Source organism: Mesorhizobium sp. WSM4829, from assembly GCF_055811475.1.
Map to the genome: position 1 here is coordinate 1 of NZ_JBVVQJ010000024.1, position 18,379 is coordinate 18,379.

Below are 18,379 nucleotides of genomic sequence, written 5' to 3' on the forward strand. Positions count from 1 at the left end.
TGATGCGCATCGGCCTCGCAGAGTTCCAAGCCATCAAGTACGGAGCCACGCTCGATGTGTGAATCCGATAGGTATAGTGACGGGGAGAAAGACGCCTTCGCAAAGGGTTTCGCCAACGACCAGCGTTGCAAAAAATAGCGCCGCGGTACGGCCAGCCCCCTTCTCCCCGTCACTATACGGGGAGAAGGGGGCTGGCAGGCGGATGAGGGGCAGCGCTGACATTGCCAGTCGGATGCGATTGCCCCGCTAGACCATCCGGCTCAGCGCATCGAAGAAGGTGACCATATCGACACTGAGCGGCTCGTCGACCGGCTCAGGCTGCGACGACATCTTGGCGATAACCACCTCCGCCTTGGGATCGACGTAGAGCCACTGGCCGTGGATGCCGATACCGCAAAAAGCGCCGCTGGCCGCGCCGGTCTGGTACCATTTGTTGCGGTAGCGGCCTTGCGGGAAGAGGAACGCCATCGCGCCACGCTGCCAGGCGTCCGTGTCTCCGCCTGTGCTGACAGTGTCGCGCACCCAGGCTTCCGGCACGATGCGGCGGCCATGGGCGATGCCGCCCTGCCGCATCATCTCGCCGACCCGGGCCAGATCGCGCGGCGTCACCGAAATGCCGCCGGCCGCGCGCGCAGTGCCGGCCATATCGACTGTCACCGAGGCTTCGCTCATTGCACCAAGCGGCAGCCACAATTTCTCGTGCATCAACTCGGCGAAGCGCTGGCCGGACGCGCGCTCGAGCAGGATGCCGAGCAGGTCGGAATTGGGCGAGCGGTAGCGGAACGTCCGGCCATGCGGCTCGTCAAGGCGCTGCAGCGTCAGGATGAAGTCGGCCAGGCTTTCCATGCCGCCGCCCGGATTCCACAGCGTCGCGCGGCGATAGCGGGCAAAGGCGCTTTCCGGATCGAGATAGGCTTCTTCGAAGTCGAGGCTGACGCTCATGTCGAGCACATGCCGCACGCTGGCATCGCCATAGGCCGAGCCGGCAGCTTCCGGCAGATAGCGGGTCACCGGCGCCTGCGGATCGAAAACGCCCTCGCCTTCCAATATGCCGGCCAGAATGGCGGTCAGCGACTTGCTGATCGAGAAGATGATGTGGCGCGCGCCGAACTCCATATGCGGTGCGAACCAGTCGCCGACGAATTTGCCGGCTTTCGTGATCGTCAGCGCGTCGGTGTCGGAGCGCGTGAGAAAGGTCGCAACGGTCTCCGCGCCTCTGGTCAGCGCGACCATTTCGCCAAGCAGCCCGTCAATATCCTGTGCCGGCGCCTCTCTGCTGCTTGAAGCTGCAGCGACGCGTGCGCTCGGCACCAACTCGCCGACATTCTGGAACGACCACCGGCTGAACGGGTTTTCGCGCCAGTTGCCGAGCAGCACCTCGTTGCGGGCAAAGCCATATCTGGTCTCAAACGCCGTCTTGCCGGTCATGGCATTTCCTTCCGATTTTTTTGGAAATCAGGCCAGCGCGGCGGCGATCGCGTGGACGGCTTTCAGCGTCGCCACCGAATAGGCGATGTCGGTGAAATCCGGGTAGCTCGAAAGCTTCACCACAACCATTCTCGTGTTCCAGTCGATATGGATCAGCTGCCCGAACACGCCCCGGCACATCAGCGCGCGCGAACGCGGGTCCTCGATCCAGAACTGGTTGCGGTAGCTGCCTTGCGGCAGGCTGGGATTGAAGTCCGGTCCATGCCTGCCGGTGCGCGTCGCCTCGATCCAGTCGGCCGGCACGACGCCGCCGCCATTGTCGAGGATCAGCTGGCCGAAACGGCCATAGTCGCGCAGCGTGGCGTTGAAGCCGCCATCGGCGATGGCGTAGCCGGCACTGTCGACGGTGAAGCAGGCGCTTTCATCCGCGCCGAGCTTTTGCCAGAGTTCTTCCGAAACCAGTTGCGCCAGCCGCTTGCCGGTCACCCGTTCCATGATGAAGGCGAGCACGTCGGTCTCTATCGAACGATATTCGAACGCGGCGCCATGCGGCCGGCTTGTCTTCTTGAGCCGCAGGATCAATTCGAACATATGCGATGGCCACTCGAAGGCCGGGTCGCTGTCCGGCGGCACCGGTTTCCAGCCGCTGGCGACATCGACCTGACCGATATCGGAATAGCGGTCGGTGTATTCCTCGGAAAAACGCACGCCGGACGTCATGTCGAGCACATGCTGCACGCTGGCGCCGGCCCAGCCGGTAGTTTCCAGCTCCGGCAGATAGGTCGTCACCGGCATGGCGGGATCGATCAGGCCGCGCCCGGCGAGTATGCCGAACACCGAGCCCGTGACCGACTTGGCCATCGACTGCGACAAATGCAGCGTGCGCTCGGTCATGCCGTTGCAATAGCGCTCATAGGCGATCTTGCCATCCTTGAGCACGAGGAACCCATCCGTATAGGTTTCGTCCAGCAGCCCGGCCAGCGTCGAAGGCTGCCCCGTGCTGCCGCCCACCGGCAGCGCGTCGAGATCGACGTCGGCGCGCTCGAGCCGGCGGCGATGGCCATTGCCGCGCCAGACTTCGACCGTCGGCAGGATTTCGCGGATGTGCTGGAACGCCCACCGGTTCCAGGGTCCCCTATCCCAGTCGAGCTTCGGCGGCACCATCTTGGGCGGTGAGCCCTGCATGATCGGCGGCCGCGGATCGGAGTTGCGGTAAGACTGCATGAGAATTTCCCTGCCGCCGCATGCCGCTCTTCGGTTCACTTGGATGAGGAGCGGTCTGCACAGCGGACGAAAAAGCCCCCGAATGGGCCTTTCGAGTGACGAACGCCCGACGCCATGGCGAAGGGCAGTGCCGGCAGGCCAGATGAGGGGCGGCGCGAACGCTGCGAATTCAGCGCTACCCCTCATCCCGCCCTTGACCCGCCTTCTTCCCGCTCGCGCGGAAAAAGGCGGAGTGCCGCTATTTCTGAACGTCCGTCCAGATGCGCGTGTAGAGTTGCTGCACATCGGGCGAGCAAGGGGTGAGGAACTCGCCCGCTTTCTCCAGTTCTGGCGGTACCACCAGTTCGGGCGCATCCTTCATGTCGGCTGGCATGAATGTCTTCGAGCCCTTGATGCCATTGGCATATTTGGCGAAGGCGGAGATCATGGCGGCGTTCTCGGGATCCATGATGAAGTTCATGAACAGCTTGGCGTTGTCGACATTCTTGGCATCCTTGAGGATGGCAACACTGTCCATGAAAAAGGGGAAGCCCTCCTTCGGGTAGCCGAACTTGATGTCGGGGTTCTTGATGCGCGAGCGCATGATGGCGCCGTTCCAGTAGTAGACGGCCGAATAGTCGCCGGCCGGTAGCTTCTCGGTCACGCTATAATCCATGGCCAGCCACTTCGGCTTGGCCTCCACCAGCTTGTCGCGCACTTTCTTGAGCAGTTCCTTGTCGTCCGTGCACCAGTCGCCGCCCAGATACTTGATGGTGGCGAACAGCACGTCGTTCATTTCCGGCGCGACATTGATCTTGCCAACCAGTTCCTTCGGCGGATCGAGGAAGATGGCCGAGGTGTTGATGTCGCCGTCATAGACCTTTGTGTTGACGCCGATACCGGTCACGCCCCACTGCCACGGAACCGTATAATGACGGCCCGGATCCCAGGGAACGTTCACCCAGCGCTCGTCGACATTCTTGAAGTTCTCCATCTGGTCGGGCCGGGCCTCAAGCAGAAGCCCTTCCTTCACCCAGATCGGCACGTAGTTGGCCGACGGCACCACAATGTCGAAGCCATGACCACCGGCGCGTACCTTTGCTAGCGCGGTGTCGTTGGAGTCGTAGTCGGTGATCGTCACCTTGACCTTATAGGTATCCTCGAACTTCTTGATCATCTCGGAGCTGGTGTAGTCGCCCCAATTAAAGATGTTGAGTTCGCCTTCCGCATACGCGCTGCCCGCAAAGGCAAGCATTGCGAATAGCGCCGTGGCAGCCGTGGTCTTCCATTTCATTGCTATTTCTCCCGTTTGGCAATCGTTGGTCATGGCTTGCGCCGATTGACGAAGTAGAACGCGGTTACGAGCACCACTGACAGCGCCAGGAATACCGTGGCGATCGCATTGATTTCTGGGCTCGTTTCGCGCCGCAACTGGCCGAGCATGTAGGTGGGCAGCGTATCCTGGCCGCCGGACTTGACGAATTCGGTGATGACCACATCGTCGAGCGAAATGACGAAGGCGAGCATGAAGCCCGCGATGATGGCCGGCCTCAAGAGCGGCAGCGTCACGAAACGGAAGGCTTTCCAGGGCGTGGCGTATAGGTCAGCGGCTGCGCGCTCCAGCGTCAGGTCCATGCTCTCCAGCCGCGCCCGGATCGGCAGGTAAGCGAACGGGATGCAGAAGGCGGTGTGCGCGGCGATCAGGTAACCGAGTCCTGAGTAACCGGTCCAGACCTTGATGCGCGAGAACACGATCAGGAGCGCGACGCCGGTGACTATCTCCGGCACCATCAGCGGCTGGTTGATGAAGGCGTATTTGAAGGTAAGGCCGGGATAGGGCCGCGTGCGGGTCGTGGCCAGCGCAGCCATGGTGGCGGCGATCGTCGACAGCGCGGCGGCCGAGACCGCCAGCACGAGCGAGCGGACGGAGGCGTCCTGCACGGCCGAATTGTGCCAGGCCGAAATAAACCAGCGCAGTGAGACGCCATCCCAGCGCGAAAGCGAATCCGCCGTGTTGAACGAATAGGTGACGAGCGCCGCGATCGGCAGATAGAGCGCGAAGAAGGTCAGAAGCGCCATGAACCCGAAGCCGGGTTGCGCCTGGATGTCGAACGGACGCTTAGCCATGGGCGCCCTGCGACCCGGATGCGTTGCGCACGTAGAACAGGAGCGCGATCATCACCAGCACCATGAGCGTAATTGAGATGGCCGCGCCAAGCGGCCAGTTACGGCCCGCGCCGAACTGCAGTTCGATCAGGTTGCCGAGCATCATGTTCTTGCCGCCGCCCAGCACCCGCGGAATGACATAGGCGCCAAGCGAGGGAATGAAGACCAGTATCGAGCCGGCTATGACGCCGGGCTTGATCAACGGGAAGATGATGCGGCGCAGAACCTGCCAGCGACCGGCGTAGAGGTCATATCCGGCCTCGACCAGCCGGAAGTCGAGCTTCTCCATCGAGGCGTAGATCGGCAGCACCATCAGAGGCAGGTAGATATAGATCATGCCGAACAAAATGGCGGCGTCGGTATTCATGATCTGCAGCGGTTGCTTGATGATGCCGAGCGCCATCAGCGCCGTGTTGACCAGCCCTTCGTTGCGGATCACCTGCTGCATGGCGAAGGTGCGGATCAGGAGATTCGTCCAGAACGGAATGGTGACGAGGAAAACCCAGACCTCGCGCGTCTTCGGCGGTCGCGTGGCGATGAAATAGGCTGTGGGGAAGCCGAAGAACAACGTCAGCACGGTGGTGTAGAACGACAGGCTTATCGAACGCCAGAAGATCGACAAATGCGCATCTGCGAAGGCCAGAGTGTCGTCGAAGATGTCACGCTGCATCAACACCGACAGCCAGCCGTCGGTAGAAAATTTCCACACCACGTCGCCATACGGTCCCGGCGTCAGGAAGGAATAGATCACGACGATCAGCAGCGGTCCGCTCGCGGCGAGAAAGATGATGATCAGCGCCGGCGCCGACAGCAGCCAGCGATCGCGGATCTCTCGGCGCTCGGCCTCCTCAGCGACTTGTCCCGCGCTCGCCATCAATCCCTCAGCACTTGCGCGGCGTCGTTGCCGATCGAAATGCCGACCTTGTCGCCCCGCTCGAAACCGCAGCCAGCGCTGCGCGTGTTCTGCTGGCGCACGGTGAAGCTCTCGCTGCTGTCGAGGCGAACATGGATGTGCGTGTCGGTGCCGAAATAGACGATGTTTTCCACCGTGCCCGACAGGTCGCCCTTGCCGCTGGTCAGCTTGGCATGTTCGGGCCTGACCACCACGGTGGCATTGTCCTTTGGCTGGAAGCCTTCCGCCACGGTCGCGTCTATGGTCGCGCCGGATTTGAGCGTTGCGCGTGCCTTGCCGTTGCCCATGCCTGATATGGCCGCCGTCAGGAAATTGGTTTCGCCGATAAAGTCGGCGACGAAGCGCTCCGCCGGCTTGTCATAGATATCCCAGGGCGTGCCGACCTGCAGGATCTTGCCCGACGACATCACCGCGATGCGGTCCGACATGGTCAGCGCTTCTTCCTGGTCGTGGGTGACGAAGATGAAGGTGATGCCGGTCTGGTGCTGCAGTCGCTTCAGCTCGATCTGCATCTCCTTGCGCAGCTTGAAGTCGAGCGCCGACAGCGGCTCGTCGAGCAGCAGCACTTTCGGCTGCGGCGCCAGTGCCCGCGCCAGCGCCACGCGCTGCTGCTGGCCGCCGGAAATCTGGCTGGTGCGACGGTTGCTGAGCGCCTCCATCTTGACCAGCTTCAGCATCTCGGCGACCCGCGCCCTGACTTCGGCCTTGGGCTTGCCGAGCATTTCGAGGCCGAAGCCGATGTTCTCGGCCACCGTCATATGCGGGAACAGCGCATAGTTCTGGAACACGGTATTGACCGGCCGCTTGAACGGCGGCAGCGGCGCGATGTCCTGGCCGTGCAGCAAGATCTCGCCGGCGCTCGGGAAGTCGAAGCCGGCGATCAGCCTTAGAAGGGTCGTCTTCCCGCAGCCGGACGGACCAAGCAGCGTGAAGAATTCATTTTCGCGGATCGACACCGAAACCGTGTCGAGGGCGGCGACCTGTGACTCTCCGCTACCGAATACCTTGCGGACGCCACGAACTTCAATTGCACTTCTACCCGGTTGTTCCGGCACGATTACCCCATTCTTGTGTCCGCTCTTCTGGCGGATCCAGTTCCCACTCGATTGTCAGCACACGGCGCATGGCTTGGCAAGCACACATCTGAATGTCGATCATACATCTGAACGTCGATTTAGGACGCAATTCCCGTGCCACCGTCAGGCCTGGTAGGTGATCTTGCCGCCGCAGATCGTCGTCACCGGCCGCACCGTATGCAGCGCTTCCGGCGCGGTCGTCTCGATGTCGGCTGAGAGCACCACCAGATCGGCCATAAAGCCTGGCTTGAGGCGGCCCTTGCGGTGCTCCATGAACTCGGCATAGGCGCCTTCCACCGTGTAGCCCGCTAGTGATTCATGCAGCGAAAAGCTCTGGTCGGGATCGCCCTCTGCCCAAGGTTTGCGCAGCACCGCCGCCTGAATGCCCAGGATCGGATCGATCGGCGACACCGGCCAGTCGGAAGCGAAGACGACATGCGCGCCCGCCTGCTTCAGCGTCCGCCAGGCATAGCTCAGCGGCCATCTTTCGCGGCCGATGCGCGAAAGCGTCGGCTCCAGCGGGAAGTCCATGGCGCCGGGCGGGTGCGGCGGCTGCATCGAGGCGATGACGCCAAGCTCTGCGAAGCGCGGTATGTCGGCGGCAGTGACCACCTCGATATGCTCGACCCGGTGCCGGCTGTCGCGCCTGCCGTTCTTCCCCCGCGCCGCCTCATAACCATCGAGGACCGCGCGCACCGCGCCGTCGCCGATCGAATGCACGGCGACCTGCAGCCCGCGCCGGTCGGCCTCCACCGCCACCTCGGCGAGATGCTCCGGCGTAAACAGCGGCTCACCCCGCCAGCCCGGCCGGTCGGCATAGTCGTCGACCATAACCGCGGTCCAGCCTTCCAGCACGCCGTCGTAAAACATCTTGACCATGCCGGACGACAGCCATTCCGATTGGTAGGAGTTGGCCATGCTCGATGCCTTTTCCAGCCTGTCGAGCGTCATGAAGTTCTTGAAATGAAAAGGTATCTTGGTGCGGCAGAGCAGTCGCCCTTCCTGTTCCAGCCCGGCTAGCAGCTCGAGCTGGTAAAGATTGCCGTCCATATTCTGGATCGAGGTGATGCCGTGGCGGGCGCACCATTCCAACCCGCGATGCATCAGGTCACGATCGGCCGCGACTTCGGCGGCGGAAGGGTACGGCTCGGGCTCTCCACCTGTCGCAATGCCGAGCCGCACTCGGTTCTGTCCCGAAAGCTCGAGGATTGGCCCGAACGCCTCCCCCTCGCGCAATTCGCCCGCCGCCACGCCATCCGCTCCCATGACGATCTCGTTGCCGGGACCGAGTTGCTTGCCGTGCAGGACGCCAGCCAACTCCAGCGCCTTGGTGTTGGCCCACATCGTGTGATGATCGGAAGCCGACATGGCGAACGGCCGGTCGGCGATGATGCGGTCGAGATGATGGCGGGTGACCGGCTCTTCCTTGGAAAGGACGGTGTAGTCGACGCCGGCCCCAAGCAGCAATTTGGCGTTCGGCCGTGCCGCCGCATAGGCGCGGATCGCGTCGCTCAGTGCATCGAAGCCATGCACGCCCTGAAGGTGCAGATTGTCGAGTTCGGCCGCGCCGCCGAAAAGATGCATATGCGCTTCGATAAAGCCCGGCACCATCGACCCGCCTTGCGCATCGATAATCTTCGTGGCCGGCCCTCTCAGCGCCTCAATCGTCCGGCGATCCCCAACCGCGAGGATGTTGCCGTCCTTTATCGCCACCGCCTCGGCCGTCGGATGGCCTTCGTCCATGGTCAGCACACGGGCATTGATGACGATCAAGTCGGCATTTGAACTCATGATTACCCGCGGTTCGGTTGCGCTACCGACAGGCTAGACGAGTAGCTGCCGTGCCAGCAAGCCATGGCTGGTTGGCCCAGCGCCTTGTGAAAGGCAGTGCAAGACGGCTAGGGTCGCCGCATCTCACCACGGAACAATTTCATGAAGACTGTTTTTTCGCCCCTCCATGCCGGCCATTCCGGCAATGTCGAATTGATCGCCGGCGCCATCGTGCCGGCCTTCGAGAAGCCGTCGCGCGCCGAGTTCATCAAGGCGAGGGTGGAGAGCGAAAAACTCGGCCCCGTGTTGCCGCCCGAGAGTCATGACCTCGCAGCCGCCAAGCAGGTGCATACCAGCGACTACATCGATTTCCTGCCGACCGTATGGCCGCTCTGGGAAGCGTCGGGACGGACTGGCACGGCCCTCCCCTTCACCTGGCCGACGCGCGGCCTGCGCGGCGATGTGCGCCCGCAAACCATCGATGCGCTGCTTGGCTTTTACTCCTTCGACGGCGGCGCCGGCTTCGTCAAAGGCACCTGGGAGGCGATCAAGTCGTCCTACGATGTGGCGCTGACCGCAGCCGCCCTGGTCAAGGGAGGCGAGAGATCAGCCTTCGCGCTCTGCCGCCCGCCCGGCCATCACGCCGGCGCTGCCTTCATGGGCGGCTATTGCTACATCAACAACGCCGCGGTTGCCGCGCAATGGTTCCGCGACCAGGGCGCCAGGCGAGTCTCGATCCTCGATGTCGATTACCATCACGGCAACGGAACGCAGGAGATCTTCTACAGCCGCGGCGACGTGCAGGTGCTGAACCTGCATGGCGACCCGATGACCGAATATCCGTTCTTCCTTGGCCATGCCGACGAGCGCGGCGCCGGCGCCGGCGAAGGCTTCAATGTCAACTACCCCATGCCGTTCGGCACCACATGGGATGCCTGGAATGCTTCGCTGGAGGACGCCTGCGCAAAACTTGCAGCTTACGCCCCCGAGATCGTCGTCGTTTCGCTCGGCGTCGACACGTTCGAGAAGGACCCGATCAGCAAGTTCAAGCTGAAAAGCGCCGACTATCCCAGGATTGGCCTTCGCATCGCCAAGCTCGGCCTGCCGACGCTGTTCGTCATGGAAGGCGGCTATGCCGTCGAGGAAATCGGCATCAACGCGGTCGGCGTGCTGACCGGATTCGAAGATCGGTGATGCATGTCGCCCAAAGGGCTGCCCAGGCGTTAGACCCGAGAGAGCGCAGCGGTGATGGCAGCTACGCCACTTGGCCGCCGATCCTCTGGAACGCGTCGCTTCCCCGGGCCCTCCCAATTCGACAAGTGGTTGACGGGAAACAGCGGATCGATCGTCATTGTCTGCTCTCCGGCGCGTAATGGAGGATGACAACACCTGACTTGAGCGTCTTGGTCTCGAGATGCTTCAGGGGTGTCCGGCTCGGGCCGCCCTTGAAGAGCGGCGTGCCGCTCCCGAGAATGACGGGGTTGATGCCGAGGTGATACTCGTCGATCAGGCCGTGCTCCATCAGGGTCGCCGTGAGGTCGGCGCTGCCGAACACGAAGATGTCTCCGCCGTCCCTGCTCTTCAGCTTGGAGACTTCTTCCGCGACATTGCCGTTGAAGAGCTTCGTGTTGTTCCAGTCGGCTCTTTTCAGCGTGCGCGAGAAGACCACCTTCTCGATCTTGTTCATGAAATCCGCGATCCAGCCTTGCTCGGACGGCCAATAGGCCGCCATGAGCTCGTAGGTCACGCGGCCGAAGATCAGCGTGTCGGCCTTTTCCTGGGTCTTACGAATGTAGTCCTCGAGTTCTTCTTCGAAGACGAACCAGCTGATGTCCCTGTCAGGACCTTCGAAAAAGCCGTCGACGCTCACCATGTCCCATATGATCAGTTTTCTCATAGAACCCTCCTCTTCGTGTATCCCTTTGTGAATTCTCGGCCTATCCCGTGAAGCGGAGGCGCATGTTGGTGATCTGCCCCGCTTCCCGAGCCCTCGGACTTCTCCAACCTGACCGGCTCCATGCCGTTCTGGCTGAAGCGGCGGATGCCGTAGCCGATGAGGTCGGGCGCGACATGGAGACCTCGTCGACAAGCCCTGATTCGGGCCGACGGGAAATCGCAGCATTTCAGCGGGATGCGACGAAGCGTTCCAGTTTGCCGAGAGTTTGCAGTCCCAGTTCCACGGCACCGAAGCCCTTCGCCTCCTGGAACTCGGCAGTCGTGCTGAATACCATGCCCAGCGTCACCTTCGTTGCCCCGTCCTGATCCTCGAACGAGGCCCAGGCGTCGGCATGTTTCGGCCCGTTCTCGCCCCAATGCAGCGTATAGCCGATCCTCTCCTCGGGCCGGACCTCGTTATAGAGATGGTGGTTCGGGAAAACCGTGCCGTCAGGCGCGATCATGTCGAATACCCACTCGCCGCCGGCTCGCAAGTCGATCCTCTTGGTTCGACAGGAAAAACCTTCCGGCCCCCACCATTGCGGCAGCGTCTCGGGGTTCATCCAGGAGTTCCAGACGGCGGTTGGCGGCGCCTGAATCACCCGCTGCAGCACCATGGTTCGTTCGGCCGCGCCCGCGAGGTTGTCCAGGCCGGCACCGAAGCCCGCCCGGTAGCCTGCTTCCATGTCCTGGGCCAGCGAGGAAAGTTGCACCGTCACGACCAGCCGACTGCGCTCGTGCGTGCCTGAGAGATCTGCCGTCACCAGCGCTGCTGATTGCGTCACGCCTTCGCACGAGACCACCTCGTAGTTCACACTGCACAGCGCTGGCTGCAACACCAGCCAGCCGCACTCGCAGCGGATGTCCGGCTGGCCCTCTGCCTTGCAGAGCGAGATCTCGCGACCACCCACCCTGGTGTCGGCCTCCAAAAACTCCACGGTGACCGAGGGCGATGGCGCAGCCCAGATCGCCCGCGCGGCTGGGGCCGTCCAAGCCTCCCACAGCACGGCCAATGGCGCGGCCACGTCCCGTTCGAAGGTCAGCGTCGCAAAACGGCCCGTCCTATCATCGGGCACCGCACGGGTCGCACTGTTTGTAGCGAGGTTCTGTGTCATTCTGCGCGCTCCTTCTTCATCACATTCATCACAAATGCGTCCAACCGGTCGAGCCGAGCTTCCCAGATGGCCCGCTGTTCATCGAGCCATGTTCGCGCTGGATCCAGAGCCTCGGGTACGATGGCGCAGGTGCGTATCCGCCCGTCCTTGGACGTGGTGATCAACCCTGCCTCCTCCAGCACGGAAAGGTGCCGCATCACCGTGGGCAGCCGCAGTCCCGTGGGCCCAGCCAGATCCGTTACCCGCGCAGGTGTTTCGGCGAGCCGGGTCAGGATCGACCGGCGGGTCGGATCAGCGAGCGCGTGGAAGAGCAGCGAGAGAACAAGATCATGCTTAGCCATGTTGCTAACTATCGCCCAATTTGCCGGTGGCGCAAGCGAAAACTTCGTCAAGTCGCTAAGTATTTTTTCGCAACGCGCCGAGTTCTTGGAGCAGGCGGATTCTGTTGCTGGCTTGCTGGAGAAAGTCGTTCACAGCGATGCTCGCACAGGCCGATGCCTGCAGTCGAAGACAAAATCCTGAAGCCGCCAGTCCGCTTCCCGGACGGAAGGTCGGACACCTCACCGAAGCGCTTCACGCGGCCTGCAAGAATGGCCGCTGACCTGTCCCAGCCACGGCTATCTTGTTGTTGGACCATGATCTTCTTTGAAAAGGCGTTCGCCCTTTGCGAGGTCATGCTCTACTTCTAGGGGACGGCATGAGGGCACCGATTCTGGAAGAACGCAGCATTTGAAATCGGGGAAGCATCGATGATCGACGACGAGCCGGACAGCGAACGCGTCTCGGCGCTGGCGCCGTTCCGACACGGCATTTTCCGCGCCGTATGGTCCGCCAGTCTGGTTTCGAATTTCGGTGGCTTGATCCAGGGCGTCGGCGCCGCCTGGATGATGACCACGATCGCCACCTCGTCCTATCAGGTTGCGCTGGTCCAGGCCTCGACCACCTTGCCGATCATGCTGTTTGCGCTCGTTGCCGGGGCGATCGCCGACAGCTTCAACCGGCGCAAGGTCATGCTGATTGCCCAGATCTTCATGCTGGTCGTCTCGGTTCTGCTGACCGTGTTCACCTATCTAGGCTTGATGACGCCGTGGACGCTGCTCGCCTTCGCCTTCCTGATCAACAGCGGCACGGCGCTTTACAATCCGTCATGGCAGGCTTCTGTCGGCGACATGGTGCCGCGCGCCAAGCTGCCGGCCGCCGTCGCGCTCAACTCGCTGGGCTTCAACCTGACGCGCAGCGTCGGCCCGGCGATTGGCGGCATCATCGTCGCCGCCGCAGGTACTGCAGCGGCCTTTGCCGCCAATGCATTGAGCTATGTCGGGCTGATCATCGTGCTGGCCCGCTGGAAGCCGGACCTGCCGGCCGCGACACTGCCGCGCGAGACGCTGGGCGCAGCGATGGGTGCTGGCCTGCGCTACGTCGCCATGTCACCCAATATCGGCAAGGTGCTGGTCAGGGGTGCGGCCTTCGGCTTCAGCGCCGGCGCGGTTCTGGCGCTGCTGCCGCTGGTGGCGCGCGATGTCGTCAAGGGCGATGCCTTGACCTACGGCATCATGCTCGGTGCTTTCGGCATCGGCGCCGTCGGCGGCGCACTGATCAGCGTCCGGCTGAGGCAGATGCTGTCGAGCGAGGCGATGGTGCGCATGGCATTCGCCGGCTTTGCGCTCTGCGCCTTCAATGCCGCCGTCAGCGACCAGGCCTGGCAAACGTCGCTCGGGCTGCTCATCGGCGGCGCCTGCTGGGTGGTCGCGCTGGCGCATTTCAACGTCACGGTGCAGATGTCTACGCCGCGCTGGGTGGTCGGCCGGGTGCTCTCGGTCTATCAGACGGCGACTTTCGGCGGCATCGCCCTCGGCAGCTGGATTTGGGGCGTCGTCGCTGATGCGCATGGCGCCGAGTTCGCGCTGACCGCGGCCGCCGTCGCGATGCTGGCGGGCGGCGCGATCGGCCTGTTGCTGCCCTTGCCGCAGCAGGCGGTGCTCAACCTCGATCCGCTGAACCGTTTCAAGGAGCCGCATCTTGCACTCGACCTGAAACTGCGCAGCGGGCCGATCGCCATCATGATCGAGTACATCATCCGCGAGGAGGACGTGCCGGAATTCCTGGCCACCATGGCCGAGCGTGGCCGCATCCGCCGCCGTGACGGCGCCCGCAACTGGACGCTGGCCCGCGATCTCGAAAATCCGGCAATATGGATCGAGCACTATCACACGCCGACATGGCTCGAATACATCCGCCACAACAAGCGGGCCACCCACGCCGACGCCGTTGTCGGCGAGCGCGTGCGGGCGCTGCACAGCGGCGACGAGCCGCCGCGCGTCCGCCGCATGATCGAGCGTCCGACAACCGCCGGCACGACAATCGTCATGCCGAAAGGACCAATCGAGCATTAATGCATGTCGCGCAAACGCCCCACAACCTTAAGTTGCGCCCAGAGGCGGACGTGGTTGCCTGAAGCACTGCGAAGCTATTTGAGCTTGATGACAACCTTGCCCTTGGCCCGGCCCTGCTCGATGTATGCCAATGCCTCGTTTGTCTGCTCAAACGGAAAGACCCGATCTAAGACCGGGCGGATGACGCCCGTTTCGATGAGCGACGTTATCTTTGTCAACTGCTCGCCATTGGCCGCCATGAACAGGAACGAGTATCGGACACCTGCGCGTTTCGCCCGCCTCCTGATGCCTGCGCTCAGAACGCGCATGACCAGGTTCAGCACCCAGTTCAGCCCTTTCTCCCTGGCAAACCCAGGATCGGGCGGACCGGAGATCGAAACGGCGACGCCACCTGGCTTCAACACACGCAGGGACTTTTCGAGCGTCTTGTTGTCCTGGCTATTCAGGACGACATCGTAGCCCGAAAGGACTTTCTCGAAGTCGTCCTTCTTGTAGTCGATGACGACATCAGCGCCCAGCTTCCTGACCATATCCATGTTCGAGGCGCTTGTTGTCGTGGCGACCGTCGCGCCGAGGTGCTTTGCCAATTGGATGGCGAATGTTCCCACTCCACCGGAACCAGCCTGAATGAAGACCTTCTGTCCTTTCTTCAGCTTCGCCCTTTCAACCAACGCCTGCCAGGCGGTCAGCCCCACCAGGGGAATGGACGCAGCCTCCTCCATGCTGAGGTTCTTTGGCTTCAGGGCCACGTCCGCATCATCAATGGCGATGTATTCGGCGAACGCTCCGATCCGACCGTCGCGCACTCGCGCATAGACCTCGTCGCCCGGTTTGAACTGTCGGACCTTCGAGCCGACGCGAATGACCGTTCCGGCCACGTCATGGCCTGCAACGAAAGGCCGGCGATAGGGCAGGATGAGTTTGAATTCTCCGTCCCTGATCTTGGAGTCCAGCTGATTGAGACTGGCGGCATGGATCTGCACCAGCACGTCCTTCTCCCCGACTTCCGGCTCCGGAACGTCTCCGATCCGCAGGGGAGCGTTTTTTGCGTATCGATCGATGATGAAGGCCTTCATGGCAGCTTTCCCAAATTGAGGACCCGGAGTGACGCGCGCCCCTATTGCATTACGCCCATTTACTGATATTATGCTCATAATGCAATAGCTGATCGAAGGAGAAAGCAACATGCGCTACGAGAAGGGCAGGAAGGACGCATCGCGGCAGCGGATCATGGATGTGGCGACCGAACGGTTTCGCTCCGACGGCATCGCTGCATCAGGTATCGCCGGCATCATGGGCGAGGCGGGACTGACCAACGGCGCGTTCTATCCGCATTTTCCATCCAAGGCGGCGCTCGTGCGTGAGAGCGTGGCGGCGGCCCTGGAGGTTCAGGCGACCCAGATTCAGGAGGCGGTGGCTGCCGGTGGCCTGCCAATGGCCATCGACGCGTATCTGTCGGCGGAACACCGAGACAATCCAGGCCACGGTTGCGCTTCAGCCGCGCTGTTGCCCGAAATTGCGCGTGAGCCGGTCGAGACGCGCCAGGTTTACGCCGAGCACCTGCTCAAGCTCGTACGCCCGGTGGCGGCCGAACTGACACCCGACGCCCGCGACCCCGAAGATGTCGCGTTCGGCGTCTTCGCGACCCTGATCGGCACGCTTGAGCTATCGCGCGCGGTGAACGGGACCGAACTGTCCGATCGCATCCTTGCGGCTGGCGCAGCAGCGGCGAAGGCGCTGCTCCAGCCCCGCGACAACGACAAGCCGGAAGAAAGGAAACCATCATGAACGTGCATCAGCTGTCGCGACCTGCCGCGATCGTCAAACACAGGGACGTGCCGACGAAAACGGTCGACGTCGGCGGTATGAAATTCGCCTACCGGGAGCTCGGGCCCACAACCGGGGTACCGGTGATCTTCCTTACTCATCTGAGTGCGGTACTCGACAATTGGGATCCCCGGGTCGTCGATGGCATTGCCGCAAAACGGCACGTTATCACCTTCGATAACCGTGGTGTTGGCGCATCAGGCGGGTCCACTCCCAACACGGTGGAGGCGATGGCCCGCGACGCGATCGCCTTCATCCGGACCCTCGGCTTCGAGCAGGTCGATCTGCTCGGCCTATCTCTTGGCGGCTTCATCGCCCAGGCGATTGTTCAGCTGGAGCCTAATCTGGTTCGCAAGATCATCCTCGCGGGAACCGGCCCAGCCGGTGGTACCGGCATCGACAGGGTGACATCAGTCACCATCTTCGACATGATCCGCGCCGCGCTGACCATCAGGGACCCAAAGAACTACCTCTTCTTCACCCAAAGCCCCAACGGCAAGAAGGCGGCGCGCGCGTTTCTGCAGCGCTTGAAGGAACGGACCAATGACCGCGACAAGCCCATCGCCCTCGGCGCTTTCAGCCAGCAGCTCAAGGCAGTCCGTGCCTTTGGCCTTGAGCGCCCTGCCGACCTATCGCGTGTCCGGCACCCGGTCCTCGTGGTGAATGGCGATCACGACAGAATGGTGCCCACCAGCAATTCCGTCGACCTGGCACGACGCTTCCCCAATGCCGAGCTGGTCCTGTACGAGGACGGCGGGCATACGGCCATTTTCCAGTATCACGGCGCCTTCGTGGAAAAGGCCCTGGACTTCCTCGAGGCCTAATCCGGCCGTGCCGGTGTGGCCAGTTGGTCGGCAAATGACGCTTCGATCCATGCGCTAACCTGACGGGCAACACCGTACACTAGATCGGGGAAGCCCTGAGGAAGGAAGCGCACGCAAGCTAATTCGCCGAATCTGCGTTGCTTCGACAACGGACCTTCCGTCTGTTCCCGTAAAGCCAAGTGACACCCGTGCGTCAGGATGCGGCGCGCAGGCTCGTACGGACGCGACGCCTGCTTGTGGCGCGGGACTTCTCCGCCACGACACCGGTGATCTCGACCACGCCGTTCTCATGCGGTTTGGCGTTTGTGACCTTGTGGAGACGCTCATAGGGCAACAGTTCCTTGACCCGGGCGTCGAGCACCGCGACTTCGGCTCGCAGATCCTCGCATTCCTGCCTCTGGACATCGAGCTGTATCTGTTCGGATGCCTGCTGCAGGGAAAGCTGCGAAAAATTCGCGCTCACGGTCGAGAGGTGCATCTTGTCGTTTTCGTTCTCCTTCCTGAGGACGGACAACCTTTCCTCCGCAATTTGCTTTTCGGCGACAGCGTCGCTCCATTGAGCCTTGAGATTGGCGATCTCGCTCGCGGCTTGATTGTTCTCGTTCGAGGCGACTTCAAATCGTGATTGGAGGTTGCGAATTTCAGAACGCAGGCCGCCGATCTCAGCGAAACTACGCGCACGCTCGGCTTCCCTGTCACCTTCCATGATTCGGGCCGCTTCCGTCATTTCCGACAGCTTCGCTTGCGCTATATCGAGCGATTTCTGCAGCCGCATCTCCTCTTGTTCACTCTTGCCGAGCGCAGCCAGCAGTTCCGAAAGTCGCGCCGCGTCACTGGCATGAATCGTCGAGAGCTCGTCCAGCCGGTGCCGCGCCTCAGCTTCCCGCTTCAGCGCCTTGTCGAAATCGATCGACAGGCTGACATGCTTTTCCCGCAATATCTCGTTCTCGCGTGCGCATCGGTTGGCCTCGGCCGTTCTGGCCGAAAGCGTTTTGACGAGGTCGCCGAACTCCGCTTCGCGTTCTGCGCTCGCATTGCCTGCCACGACGAGTTCCAGCTTTGCTGCAGCAAGCGCACTGCGAAGTGCCTCCTTGTCCTCGGCCAGGCTTATCTCGCGTTGCTGCAGGGCCTCGACGGCGCTTTCACGCTCGCGCTGCTTTCTGGTCGCATCGTGGAACTGCTCCGATAGCACTCTTTGCTGCGTGGTCAGGCTGCCATTTGCCAGTTCCAGTTCGTTGGCGCGAAGAATGTCCCCGTGAAGCAGCTTCAGGAATTCGCCTGTCAGGTGATGCGAGGTCGCGATCTCCGACAGTTTCGTGTTGATCTCCTCCAGATACTCGCGCGCATCGTCAAACAGCCCCTCAACGGCATCGAGCGCAGCCAGGCGGGTTTGTGTGTGGGAGGTCAGCCGCCGTGCGATCTCGGGAGCGTCGGCATCGTCCTCGGGCTGAGAGTTGTCATTCCTTGCCGCGAGATTCTCATCCGGAACGCTGTCCAACGGCGATTGGTCGTCCAGGTTGAGACACTCATCGAACGCATCCGCCAAATCGGCTTCGAGTTCCTTGAATGCCCTGTCCACCGTCTCGGCACGCTTGATCAGACTTCTGATTTTCATGACTGAACATCCCCTACTGTAACGCCATCTGGGGTCTCGATCCTCGCCTCCCGGACACGGGTTACCCCTTCCCCCTGATCGCGCGGTGGCGCATGAGGCGAGCCCACGCTAGGG

16 protein-coding genes are annotated in these 18,379 nt (G+C 62.3%); 4 read left to right on the top strand and 12 right to left on the bottom strand.

The features are described 5' to 3' along the window. Positions 1-246 precede the first annotated feature (246 nt). The 7 genes from AC0L17_RS21790 to AC0L17_RS21820 form a co-directional block, all read right to left on the bottom strand. The gene (locus tag AC0L17_RS21790) at positions 247-1,428 is read right to left on the bottom strand and encodes a serine hydrolase domain-containing protein (protein WP_473517348.1); all 1,182 of its coding nucleotides are present in this window, start codon (positions 1,426-1,428) and stop codon (positions 247-249) included. A gap of 27 nt (positions 1,429-1,455) precedes the next feature. After that, the gene (locus AC0L17_RS21795; protein WP_473517349.1) at positions 1,456-2,652 is read right to left on the bottom strand and encodes a serine hydrolase domain-containing protein; all 1,197 of its coding nucleotides are present in this window, start codon (positions 2,650-2,652) and stop codon (positions 1,456-1,458) included. Between the two features lie 238 nt (positions 2,653-2,890). Continuing rightward, positions 2,891-3,925: an ABC transporter substrate-binding protein gene (locus tag AC0L17_RS21800; RefSeq protein ID WP_473517350.1), complete on the bottom strand. Its 1,035-nt coding sequence runs from the start codon at positions 3,923-3,925 to the stop codon at positions 2,891-2,893. 29 nt (positions 3,926-3,954) lie between these two features. Continuing rightward, positions 3,955-4,758 (bottom strand): ABC transporter permease, encoded by an 804-nt coding sequence (locus AC0L17_RS21805; RefSeq protein ID WP_091594807.1) that lies wholly within the window; start codon positions 4,756-4,758, stop codon positions 3,955-3,957. After that, entirely contained in the window at positions 4,751-5,671 is a 921-nt protein-coding gene (locus AC0L17_RS21810) for an ABC transporter permease (protein WP_473517351.1), read from the bottom strand. The genes AC0L17_RS21805 and AC0L17_RS21810 overlap by 8 nt, the downstream gene beginning before the upstream one ends. Continuing rightward, positions 5,671-6,765 carry an ABC transporter ATP-binding protein gene (locus AC0L17_RS21815; RefSeq protein ID WP_473517352.1) on the bottom strand — a complete coding sequence of 365 codons (1,095 nt, stop codon included), beginning with the start codon at positions 6,763-6,765 and terminating at the stop codon, positions 5,671-5,673. The genes AC0L17_RS21810 and AC0L17_RS21815 overlap by 1 nt, the downstream gene beginning before the upstream one ends. A 144-nt stretch (positions 6,766-6,909) precedes the next feature. Next, the gene (locus AC0L17_RS21820) at positions 6,910-8,577 is read right to left on the bottom strand and encodes an amidohydrolase (protein ID WP_473517353.1); all 1,668 of its coding nucleotides are present in this window, start codon (positions 8,575-8,577) and stop codon (positions 6,910-6,912) included. Positions 8,578-8,718: 141 nt separating this feature from the next. Here AC0L17_RS21820 and AC0L17_RS21825 point away from each other — a divergent pair, with 141 nt between their 5' ends. Continuing rightward, the gene (locus AC0L17_RS21825; protein WP_473517354.1) at positions 8,719-9,750 is read left to right on the top strand and encodes a histone deacetylase family protein; all 1,032 of its coding nucleotides are present in this window, start codon (positions 8,719-8,721) and stop codon (positions 9,748-9,750) included. A gap of 154 nt (positions 9,751-9,904) precedes the next feature. Here the strand turns inward: AC0L17_RS21825 and AC0L17_RS21830 are convergent, their stop codons facing one another. From AC0L17_RS21830 to AC0L17_RS21840, 3 genes are all read right to left on the bottom strand, one after another. Then, a complete protein-coding gene (locus AC0L17_RS21830) occupies positions 9,905-10,453 on the bottom strand; it encodes a dihydrofolate reductase family protein (protein WP_473517355.1) in 549 nt (182 codons plus the stop codon). Positions 10,454-10,679: 226 nt separating this feature from the next. After that, positions 10,680-11,606, bottom strand: a complete 927-nt coding sequence (locus AC0L17_RS21835) for an SRPBCC family protein (protein WP_473517356.1) — start codon at positions 11,604-11,606, stop codon at positions 10,680-10,682. Further along, positions 11,603-11,947: an ArsR/SmtB family transcription factor gene (locus AC0L17_RS21840; RefSeq protein WP_473517357.1), complete on the bottom strand. Its 345-nt coding sequence runs from the start codon at positions 11,945-11,947 to the stop codon at positions 11,603-11,605. Before AC0L17_RS21840 ends, AC0L17_RS21835 begins: the two co-directional genes overlap by 4 nt. A 408-nt stretch (positions 11,948-12,355) precedes the next feature. On the opposite strand from AC0L17_RS21840, the gene AC0L17_RS21845 reads away from it, so the two are divergent. Continuing rightward, complete coding sequence (locus AC0L17_RS21845; protein WP_473517358.1) at positions 12,356-13,999, top strand: MFS transporter; 1,644 nt, start codon at positions 12,356-12,358, stop codon at positions 13,997-13,999. Positions 14,000-14,073: 74 nt separating this feature from the next. Here AC0L17_RS21845 and AC0L17_RS21850 read toward each other — a convergent pair whose 3' ends face one another. Then, positions 14,074-15,075 (bottom strand): NADP-dependent oxidoreductase, encoded by a 1,002-nt coding sequence (locus tag AC0L17_RS21850; protein WP_473517359.1) that lies wholly within the window; start codon positions 15,073-15,075, stop codon positions 14,074-14,076. Positions 15,076-15,184: 109 nt separating this feature from the next. On the opposite strand from AC0L17_RS21850, the gene AC0L17_RS21855 reads away from it, so the two are divergent. Next, positions 15,185-15,787: a TetR/AcrR family transcriptional regulator gene (locus AC0L17_RS21855; RefSeq protein ID WP_091594828.1), complete on the top strand. Its 603-nt coding sequence runs from the start codon at positions 15,185-15,187 to the stop codon at positions 15,785-15,787. Then, a complete protein-coding gene (locus AC0L17_RS21860; RefSeq protein WP_473517360.1) occupies positions 15,784-16,650 on the top strand; it encodes an alpha/beta fold hydrolase in 867 nt (288 codons plus the stop codon). Before AC0L17_RS21855 ends, AC0L17_RS21860 begins: the two co-directional genes overlap by 4 nt. 193 nt (positions 16,651-16,843) lie before the next feature. Here the strand turns inward: AC0L17_RS21860 and AC0L17_RS21865 are convergent, their stop codons facing one another. Further along, positions 16,844-18,265, bottom strand: coding sequence for a coiled-coil domain-containing protein (locus AC0L17_RS21865; RefSeq protein WP_473517361.1), 1,422 nt, complete (start codon positions 18,263-18,265; stop codon positions 16,844-16,846). Positions 18,266-18,379: the final 114 nt, after the last annotated feature.

Coding starts and splice junctions, on each gene's coding strand:
- AC0L17_RS21790 (WP_473517348.1), bottom strand. CDS start 1,428: ATGACCGGCAAGACGGCGTTTGAGACCAGATATGGCTTTGCCCGCAAC.
- AC0L17_RS21795 (WP_473517349.1), bottom strand. CDS start 2,652: ATGCAGTCTTACCGCAACTCCGATCCGCGGCCGCCGATCATGCAGGGC.
- AC0L17_RS21800 (WP_473517350.1), bottom strand. CDS start 3,925: ATGAAATGGAAGACCACGGCTGCCACGGCGCTATTCGCAATGCTTGCC.
- AC0L17_RS21805 (WP_091594807.1), bottom strand. CDS start 4,758: ATGGCTAAGCGTCCGTTCGACATCCAGGCGCAACCCGGCTTCGGGTTC.
- AC0L17_RS21810 (WP_473517351.1), bottom strand. CDS start 5,671: ATGGCGAGCGCGGGACAAGTCGCTGAGGAGGCCGAGCGCCGAGAGATC.
- AC0L17_RS21820 (WP_473517353.1), bottom strand. CDS start 8,577: ATGAGTTCAAATGCCGACTTGATCGTCATCAATGCCCGTGTGCTGACC.
- AC0L17_RS21825 (WP_473517354.1), top strand. CDS start 8,719: ATGAAGACTGTTTTTTCGCCCCTCCATGCCGGCCATTCCGGCAATGTC.
- AC0L17_RS21830 (WP_473517355.1), bottom strand. CDS start 10,453: ATGAGAAAACTGATCATATGGGACATGGTGAGCGTCGACGGCTTTTTC.
- AC0L17_RS21835 (WP_473517356.1), bottom strand. CDS start 11,606: ATGACACAGAACCTCGCTACAAACAGTGCGACCCGTGCGGTGCCCGAT.
- AC0L17_RS21840 (WP_473517357.1), bottom strand. CDS start 11,947: ATGGCTAAGCATGATCTTGTTCTCTCGCTGCTCTTCCACGCGCTCGCT.
- AC0L17_RS21845 (WP_473517358.1), top strand. CDS start 12,356: ATGATCGACGACGAGCCGGACAGCGAACGCGTCTCGGCGCTGGCGCCG.
- AC0L17_RS21850 (WP_473517359.1), bottom strand. CDS start 15,075: ATGAAGGCCTTCATCATCGATCGATACGCAAAAAACGCTCCCCTGCGG.
- AC0L17_RS21855 (WP_091594828.1), top strand. CDS start 15,185: ATGCGCTACGAGAAGGGCAGGAAGGACGCATCGCGGCAGCGGATCATG.
- AC0L17_RS21860 (WP_473517360.1), top strand. CDS start 15,784: ATGAACGTGCATCAGCTGTCGCGACCTGCCGCGATCGTCAAACACAGG.
- AC0L17_RS21865 (WP_473517361.1), bottom strand. CDS start 18,265: ATGAAAATCAGAAGTCTGATCAAGCGTGCCGAGACGGTGGACAGGGCA.